This window comes from Pseudomonadota bacterium, assembly GCA_010028905.1.
Classification (GTDB): Bacteria; Vulcanimicrobiota; Xenobia; order RGZZ01; family RGZZ01; genus RGZZ01.
Genome location: RGZZ01000863.1, coordinates 1 through 1230 on the forward strand (window position 1 = coordinate 1; position 1230 = coordinate 1230).

General features: G+C 69.4%; 2 protein-coding genes. Both read right to left on the bottom strand.

The window, feature by feature from the left end; genetic code table 11:
• On the bottom strand, window positions 1-220 hold a 220-nt coding region (locus EB084_25950; GenBank protein NDD31708.1), incomplete at its 3' end, for a hypothetical protein.
• A 925-nt stretch (window positions 221-1145) separates the two neighbouring features.
• A partial coding sequence (locus EB084_25955; protein ID NDD31709.1) for a hypothetical protein occupies window positions 1146-1230 on the bottom strand: 85 nt, incomplete at its 5' end.

The following is a 1230-nucleotide window of genomic DNA, read 5'->3' on the forward strand; positions in this document are numbered from 1 at the left end:
GCACCTGCGCGTCGATGTCGAGCAGCTTCATCTCCACGAACACGCCCTGCGAGTCGAGCCAGGGCTGCAGCACGCCGTACACGAGCACCGCGCCCACGGCCATCGAGACCGAGGTGCGCAGCCCGACGAGCGCGCCGCCCGCGACCATGATCGGATCCACGGGGAGCGCCATGCCGAGCTCATCCGCGCTGCGCTTGCCCACGCCGAAGGGCAGGTGCATCTCGGCAGGGATCGCGAGCTTCGCGAGCCCGGGGAAGCCGAGCTTCGTCATCAGCGCGGCGTTGCCCTCGACGAACCACTTGATCACCGCGCCCAGGCCCATGGTGGCGAACAGGGCGCGGGCCTTGAGCAGCGCGTCGCCGCCCGCTGCGTGCAGCGAGCGCAGGGTCTCCGCGGCGGCCACGCCCGAGGGGAAGGTGAGCTGCTCGCGGTTGATCATCTGGCGCTTCATGGGCACCGCGATGCTGACGCCGAGCAGCGCGAGGAACGCCGTCCAGAAGAACAGCACCCAGAACGGCATGTTCTCGCCCGTGATCAGCAGGTAGGCGGCGATCGCCGAGACCATCGTGCCGCCCGTGGAGTACCCCGCCGAGCTCGCGGTGCTCTGCATGCAGTTGTTCTCGAGCACGCTCATCTGCGTCTTCGCGAGCCCGAGCTTCAGGAAGGTGTTCCAGGTCGCGTAGCTCAAGATGCACGCGGTGATCGCGACGCCGAGGCCCCAGCCGGTCTTGAGCCCGACATAGAGGTTCGACAGCGACATCACCCCGCCGAGCACCATGCCCATCAACACGGCGCGCACCGTGAGCTGGGGCAGGGCATCCCCCTGGTAGTAGTGCTCGAACCACACCTTGTCGCGCTCGTCCTCCGGGTAATCGAGCAGGTTGGGGAGCTTCGCGTCGTGCGCGGGCGGCGTGCTGGAGATGGGGGTGTGCATCGGGCCAGTCTACCAAGGCGCAGGGGCTCCGGTCCACAGCCTCACCCACCACGCCCCTGCCCGCGACGGGCGGACGTCTCGCCGCGAACACGCACGGGAGTGCATCACACACCCACTGAGCGACACGACGGCCCAGCCGGACGCGTCGCGATCACGTCCGTGCCAGCAGGTCGTGGCGCCTTCGCAGCCCGCGCGGGTCCGTTCCCCAGCGTCAGGGCCGCTCGAACACGGCCGCCGCGCCCATGCCACCCCCGATGCACATGCTGACCACGCCGTAGCGCGACCCTCCTCCACGA